At 48.3% G+C, this 7,263-nt stretch carries 7 protein-coding genes and 1 pseudogene; 6 read left to right on the forward strand and 2 right to left on the reverse strand.

Features of this window, described 5'->3' with window-relative positions; translation table 11 throughout:
* Nucleotides 1-118 precede the first annotated feature (118 nt).
* The 6 genes from pnp (at nucleotide 119) to Q7J88_RS04470 (ending at nucleotide 5,311) form a co-directional block, all read left to right on the forward strand.
* The gene (pnp, locus tag Q7J88_RS04445; RefSeq protein ID WP_303720948.1) at nucleotides 119-2,218 is read left to right on the forward strand and encodes a polyribonucleotide nucleotidyltransferase; all 2,100 of its coding nucleotides are present in this window, start codon (nucleotides 119-121) and stop codon (nucleotides 2,216-2,218) included.
* 12 nt (nucleotides 2,219-2,230) lie between these two features.
* A complete protein-coding gene (locus Q7J88_RS04450) occupies nucleotides 2,231-3,490 on the forward strand; it encodes a pitrilysin family protein (RefSeq protein ID WP_303720949.1) in 1,260 nt (419 codons plus the stop codon).
* 16 nt (nucleotides 3,491-3,506) lie between these two features.
* Nucleotides 3,507-3,953 (forward strand): dUTP diphosphatase, encoded by a 447-nt coding sequence (dut, locus tag Q7J88_RS04455; protein WP_303720950.1) that lies wholly within the window; start codon nucleotides 3,507-3,509, stop codon nucleotides 3,951-3,953.
* A 2-nt stretch (nucleotides 3,954-3,955) separates the two neighbouring features.
* Nucleotides 3,956-4,228, forward strand: a complete 273-nt coding sequence (locus Q7J88_RS04460) for a YbeD family protein (RefSeq protein WP_303720951.1) — start codon at nucleotides 3,956-3,958, stop codon at nucleotides 4,226-4,228.
* A gap of 64 nt (nucleotides 4,229-4,292) precedes the next feature.
* Entirely contained in the window at nucleotides 4,293-4,910 is a 618-nt protein-coding gene (locus Q7J88_RS04465) for an L-threonylcarbamoyladenylate synthase (RefSeq protein WP_303720952.1), read from the forward strand.
* A gap of 5 nt (nucleotides 4,911-4,915) precedes the next feature.
* A complete protein-coding gene (locus Q7J88_RS04470) occupies nucleotides 4,916-5,311 on the forward strand; it encodes a hypothetical protein (protein WP_303720953.1) in 396 nt (131 codons plus the stop codon).
* 74 nt (nucleotides 5,312-5,385) lie between these two features.
* Here Q7J88_RS04470 and Q7J88_RS04475 read toward each other — a convergent pair whose 3' ends face one another.
* Together Q7J88_RS04475 and Q7J88_RS04480 are read right to left on the reverse strand one after the other, a co-directional pair.
* Nucleotides 5,386-6,453, reverse strand: a complete 1,068-nt coding sequence (locus Q7J88_RS04475; RefSeq protein ID WP_303720954.1) for a type IV pilus twitching motility protein PilT — start codon at nucleotides 6,451-6,453, stop codon at nucleotides 5,386-5,388.
* A 9-nt stretch (nucleotides 6,454-6,462) separates the two neighbouring features.
* A pseudogene (locus tag Q7J88_RS04480) lies at nucleotides 6,463-7,263 on the reverse strand (hypothetical protein); the annotation flags it as partial.

Below are 7,263 nucleotides of genomic sequence, written 5' to 3' on the forward strand. Positions count from 1 at the left end.
CTGTCCGGAGAGAATTGCTGTTTGTAAGGAACAGGGATTGTCTCAGGCCAACCTCCAACAGCTAATTTATACAGGCTGATACTCCTCAGATGGCTGAGGAGTGCTAAAGGAGAATCATATGGCCTATCATAAGGTAGAAGTTGAATTCAACGGCAAGCCGTTGACCATTGAAACAGGTAAAGTTGCTCGTCAGGCAGATGGCGCTGTTATCGTCACTTATGGCGAAACCAAGGTGCTTTGTACCGTCGTTTCCGCCAAAACCATGCGTGAGGGGCAGGATTTCTTCCCCCTGACCGTCAACTATGCTGAAAAATTTTACGCTGCTGGTAAAATACCCGGCTCTTTCTTCCGTCGTGAGCGTGGTTCCACCGAGCGTGAGACGCTGATCTGCCGCCTTATCGACCGTCCAATGCGTCCGCTTTTCCCGAAAGGTTACATGTTCGAAACCCAGATCATGCCGTCGGTTATTTCCGCCGATATGATCAATGATCCTGATACGTTGGCGATGGTTGCCGCATCTGCATCCGTTGCTGTCTCTGATATTCCATTCGAGGGTCCAATCGCAGCCGTTCGTGTTTGTCGTGTCGACGGCGAATTTATTGCTAACCCGACCAATGAGCAGATCAAAAAGAGTGACGTCGAGATTGTTATCTCCGGTTCCAAAGATGCCGTGATGATGGTCGAAGGCGAGTCGCACTTCCTTTCTGAGCAGGAAATACTCGATGCGATCTTTTTCGGTCATGAAGCTCTGCAGCCCCTGATTGCTGTTCAGGAAGAGTTGGCCAAACTGGTTGGCAAGGAGAAACGTCCTTTCGAAGTTCATCAAGCGGATGAAGAACTGGTTACTAAAGTCACCGAATTAGCTGAGCCGAAGGTTGTTGAGGCAGTCAAGATTCAGAGCAAACAGGATCGATATGCTGCTCTAGCCGATATCCGCGCAGAAGTTCAGGAGCAACTGGCTGAAACTTACGAAGATCGGGAAGGGGAGATCGCTGCCGCTCTTGGTAAAGTGGAAAAGACAGTTGTTCGTCGTATGGTCACCAAGGATCGTGTCCGTATTGACGGTCGTGATATGAAGACTATCCGCCCGATCAGTTGCGAAGTCGGTGTACTTCCGCGTGCTCATGGTAGCGCTCTGTTTACCCGTGGCGAGACCCAGGCGCTAGTAACCGCAACCCTCGGTACTGGAGTTGATGAGCAGCGGATGGACAATGTGCAGGGGATGGAATTCAAGAAGTTCCTGCTTCACTATAACTTTCCGCCGTTCTGTGTTGGTGAAACCAGTATGCGTCTGTTTCCGGGCCGTCGTGAGATTGGCCATGGTTTCCTCGCTGAACGCAGTGCAGCACAGATCCTGCCGCAGCATGAAGACTTCCCGTACACCATCCGTGTTGTCTCTGATATCCTTGAGTCGAATGGTTCTTCGTCAATGGCATCGGTGTGTGGCGCCTCTATGTCGTTGATGGATGCCGGTGTGCCGGTTTCTGAAGCGATTGCCGGTATCGCTATGGGCTTAATTAAAGAAGGGGAGGATGTTGCAGTTCTCTCGGACATCCTTGGCGATGAGGATCATCTTGGTGATATGGACTTCAAAGTGACCGGCTCAGCGAAAGGTATCACTGCTTTGCAGATGGATATCAAGATTACCGGTGTGACCAAAGAGATTATGGAGCAGGCACTGGAGCAGGCACGTGAGGGGCGTATCCATATCCTCTGCGAGATGGCCAAGGCGATTGACGCACCACGTGCTGAACTTTCTGAGCATGCCCCGCAGATCACCAGCATCAAGGTTAAACCGGATCAGGTTCGCACCGTGATCGGTTCTGGCGGTAAGAATGTTCGTGGTATCATCGATGCGACAGGTTGCGCCATCGACATCGAGGATGACGGTACGATCAAGATTGCTTCTTCCGATGGCGCAGCTGCCAAAGCCGCTATCAAGATGATCCGTGACCTGACCCAGGAAGCTGAAGTTGATAAACTGTACATGGGTAAAGTCAAGAAGATTATGGAGTTCGGAGCTTTTGTCGAAATTTTCCCTGGTACCGACGGACTAGTGCATGTGTCTGAATTGGCCAACGAGAGGGTGCGTAATGTTACTGACGTGCTCAACGAAGGGGATGAAGTACTGGTCAAGTGTATCGGTATCGATCGTCAGGGAAAGATCAAGCTATCTCGCAAGGCTGCTCTTGGTCAGGAACTTCCTGAAGACGAATAATCCGGTGCACCGATGTTGCAGAAGTCGACGTTGAATAACGGCATCCGTGTCGTCACCGAGCGGATGAAAAGTCTTCATTCTGTCACAATCGGTTTTTGGGTACAGAACGGCTCCCGTCACGAAGAGGAAGAGCTGAGTGGAATATCACATTTCATCGAACATATGCTGTTCAAGGGAACCCAAACACGTTCTTCCCTGCAAATAGCCAAAGAGATCGACTCGGTCGGTGGAGTGCTCAACGCCTTCACCGGCCGGGAGTTCAGTTGTTATTACGCCAAAGTTCTCGGCGATAAACTTCCCCAAGCTATATCCTTACTATCCGATCTGGTTCTAAATTCGACCTTCGACCAAACAGAAATCGAAAAGGAACGTCGCGTTATCCTGCAGGAACTGTCGATGGTCGAGGATACTCCCGACGATCAGGTGCATGATCTGTTCTGCAAGTCGATCTGGAATTCGCATCCATTAGGAATGCCGGTGCTCGGTAATCGGGAGACGGTGCAACGGATTGCCCAGGCGGACTTGCTGCAAATGCTTGAAAAGCGTTATTTCGGGCATAATATTCTGATCGCTGCTGCCGGGAATCTTGATCATCATCAGATTGTCGATCAACTGGAACAAGCTTTTTCGGTCGTTGCTGCGGGGCAACCCGATAACAGTTGTACGTTACCTGCTTACCGTCCAGGCTTGAAAATTGAACGGAAGGATCTGGAGCAGACACATTTTTGTCTCGGTTGTAAAGCATTACCGCAAAATCATCCCGATCGATTTGTGCAGCAGCTGTTGAACAGTATCCTCGGCGGCAGCATGAGTTCGCGACTGTTTCAGAGTATTCGTGAAGAGCGTGGACTAGCCTATTCGATCTATAGCTACCTGAATGTGCATTCCGATGCTGGAGCCTTGGTTGTCTATGGAGGCACCAGTCCAAGTTCCCTCTGGGAGACCGTGCAGCTGGCATTGGAGCAATTTGCAAGCTTGAAAAATGATTATATTTGTAGCGAAGAGTTGCACATGGCGCGTGAACAGATGAAAGGGACGTTATTGCTGTCTCTGGAAAGTTCCGATAATCGCATGACGCGCTTGGCAAAGAATGAGATTTTTCTTGGTCATCAGCCTAAAATAGAGGAGATCGTCGCTAATATCGATCGAGTAACGGTTGAATCGTTACAGAAGCTGGCAGCCCAGCTTCTGACTGACGAATCCTTGAATCTGAATGTTATTGGCCCGGTTAGTGATTCGGACTTGTTTCTGAATAAACTAACAATTGCTTAACCCTTATTTGACTCAAATGCTGAAAGTTGAATTCAAAAAACTCCGCCCCGAAGCGCAGATACCGCGCTATATGACCGAACTGGCCGCTGGACTCGATATCCAGGCATTACCCGATGAACGTATCGAACTGTATCCAGGCGAGCGTTGCCTGGTACCGACCGGTTTGGCCGTCGCGCTTCCGTCCGGTTATGAAATCCAGGTACGACCGCGCTCCGGACTGGCAATCAAACATGGCATTGCATTGGTTAATTCTCCAGGAACGATTGATGCCGATTATCGAGGAGAAATCGGGATTATTCTGATTAATCATGGCCAGGATGTTTTTACCATCAATGCAGGGGATCGGATTGCACAGTTGGTGGTCGCACCAGTTTGTCAGGCTCACCTCGTGGAGGTCGAACAGTTGAGTGGGACTGAGCGTGGCTCCGGTGGTTTCGGTCACACCGGACATTCGGGAGACTGATCATGACTGAGAAAGACAACTCGGAAGATCTGCTTAAGTTCCCCTGTCATTATCAGTTCAAAGCCGTCGGTATGGCTGGCGATGATTTCCTTCAGTCGATTGTGGCGGCCGTAGGTAAGCATGTTCCAGTCATTAAAGATGCGGTGCGATCGAAACCGAGTGGGAAAGGAACCTATCAATCGGTTTCGGTCCTGGTAACGCTGCATAGTTATGAACAATTGACCTGTATTTACGAAGAGATGCGTCAAGTAGATGGTTTGAAAATGTTGCTTTAAGTTGCGTATACACGTAAGATTGGCCGTCTGCAAAATGTGATTATTCGGGGAGCGAGGAAGCTACATGATTCTTTCAATTAATCCGGAAAACCCTCATCGTCGGCATATTCACCAAGTGGCTGAAACTCTCCGTCTGGGGGGCGTTATTATCTATCCTACTGACACCACTTACGGAATCGGCTGCGATATTTTTAACCGCAAAGGGGTTAAAAAAATTTTCCAGATAAAACAGCGTGACAGTCGCAAGCCTTTTTCTTTTATCTGTAGTGATCTAGCGGAGATTTCCAATTACGCTCAGGTCAGTAATTTCGCTTTCAAAATCATGAAGCGGCATCTCCCTGGACCTTATACCTTCGTCTTGGAAGCAACAAAAATAGTTCCTGATTCGTTGAGCACCAAGCAGAAGACGGTCGGGGTACGTATTCCTGACAATAAGATCTGTCAGGAGATCGTAAAAGAATTGGGTCATCCTTTGGTAACTACCAGTGCCAACCTTTCTGGAGAAGAAACTCTTCAGGATCCTGTTGAAATTGATGAAACCATGGGGCGTATGGTCGATGTGGTGATCGATGGTGGTATTTCACTGGGGGAAGCTTCTACAGTGATCAGCTTGGTAGATGATCATATTGAAGTTTTACGTGAAGGAAGTGGAGATATCTCCTGGATTGAGCAGGGGTATTAATTATTATGTCGAAAATCTTGGATGTCGTTTTATATGAAAGGATCTGGTCGACAACTGACTGGAAATATGATCGCTATCACGATTTCGATACTGCTCTTGCCAAAATGCTGACGGAAATGAAGGACGAGCTATCGGGTTTCGGGATCGAGTTGCGAGTGATCAATGATGGGTTGAAAACGGAAATTAAAGGATATGGCGATCTGCTTAATAGTATGCGAATCAGCTTTTCTTCTGCCGGAGTCGCCAGCTATTGTCTCGGTCACATTATCTGTCAGAGCAAGAACCTCGATATCTTGGAGGATCTGCGTCGCGGCATAAACAGGGTTGCCTTTGCCCCGGAAACGGTCGAGCCTGCCGGGAGCGACAAGGTGATTTGTCATAACTGCGGTTGTGGCTGCTGAGCTCGAAACTGATAGACGGAAATAAGTCTTGCGGAGATTATCTGCAGGACTTATTTGTAAAAAAATTTGTAAAATCAGGTGAAGTTGAGTTTTCGCTCCAAATCCATCGACGAAGAAACCCGTTTTGCCTCCTTCATGGTAATAATCCCTTTTTTGCACAGTTGTATCAGATGCTGGTCCATCGATTGCGTCTGGTACTGTCCGGTACCTTTTTCAATATGTCCTTCGATCTCATCAAGGTTCCCCTCACGGATGCAGGCCTGAATCGTCGTGGTAGAGCGCATCACTTCTACGACAGGGAGCAAATATTCACCGCTTTTGTCTTCAACCAGTCGCAGTGAAATGGTTGCTACCAGAATGTCAGCAAGCCTCTGACGGATGATTTCCTGCGCGTCAGGAGGAAAGTGGCCGACAAGCCGATTAATCGTTGATGTCGCACTTTGTGTGTGCAGTGTGGAAAACACAAGGTGTCCTGTCTCCGATGCTTTTATGCAGGCGTCTATGGTTTCGAGATCCCGCATCTCCCCGACCATGATGACGTCAGGATCCATCCGTAAGGATGCTTTTAGGGCTGAACTGAAATTATCGGTGTCGATTCCGACCTCACGTTGGATGACACAGCTTTTCTTCGAGATGAAGAGAAATTCGATCGGGTCTTCGATGGTGATAATGTTGTAGGCATACTTTTCGTTCAGATAGTTGATCATCGATGCCAAGGTGGTTGATTTGCCGTTTCCGGTTGGACCGGTGACCAGAACCAAGCCGTTAGGCGCTTTGACGATTTCAGAGAGGACCGCAGGAAGTTTCAGATCTTGAAAAGCGCCAATTTCAGGCGGGATGACGCGCATGACAATACCGAAATTACCACGTTGGCGGAACAGGCTGACCCGGAAGCGTCCGCTATTTTCCAGGGCATAAGAAGCATCGAACTCCTTGAAATCCACTGGTAGCTCACGTTGGTTCTGCGCCATGATGGTAGAAGCGATAAATTCCGTATCTTCCGGTTTTAAGTTTGGTAGCTTGGATCGAAGCAACTGACCATGTGCGCGAAAAAATGGCGGGTTGTCAACTTCAAAATGAATATCGGAGACCCGTTTGGCAAAGGCGATTTCTAGAATTTGATTCAGAGTTTTGCTGTCCATAAAAGCACCTTACTTTTTTTCTTGAGGCTTGGTGGATTTTGCAAGCTGTCTGCGGAACAGAGCATTTTCCAATGCAATACCGGCTTGAGCAGCAAAAAAACTGATAAACGCTACCGGAGCCTGTCTTGCTGGGATATTGCCGAAATCCGCATAAGTTAAGGTAATTGTTCGGCCGTTGCATTGCAGCGGCACTAATAGCACCGTTGGTTCTTTTGGTCTACCTATCTCAAGATACAGGTGGTGTTCGAGCAAAGAATCTTTGAGCGTCCCGAAAAACGGTTTGCCATCAGAGATAACTTGCCGGAGGGCAGAATCATCAGCGATGTCAAAGCGGAATTTTTTTGCAGGACAAACCCCCTGAAATCTGTCGGCGAAGATACCGATACTTCGTTCGGCGACCAAAGTCTGTTTGTCGATAATTAGGGTTAAACTGCGCTCGAAAAATTCTCCAATGTATTTTAAAATGGCCAGAGAAATTTCGGGGGCTTTGTCTAGCTTGCTAAGATCGGTCAAGCTGCTACACATGCGATCGAAGTACTGCCTGCGCTTAATGTTATAGCAGTCTGCAATATAGCTCCGTATGGCTTTTAAAAACTGGATTATCTCAGGGACAAAGGCCTCTCTAACTTCAGAGTTGTTCGGTTTTGGGAGGACTGTCCGGACGCCTTTTTGCAGGGCCTCCAAGGTAAACGATAGGGCAGATGGTGACGCCAGTTGGAGTACGGGAATTTCAGGAAACATGGCTATTTTCTCGGACCTGCAGGTAGCCAAGGCCTTTGCGTTGAAACCATCTATATCTTCTTCTGGTGC

The sequence above is a fragment of the Malonomonas rubra genome, assembly GCF_003247215.1.
Classification (GTDB): Bacteria; Desulfobacterota; Desulfuromonadia; order Desulfuromonadales; family Geopsychrobacteraceae; genus Malonomonas; species Malonomonas rubra_A.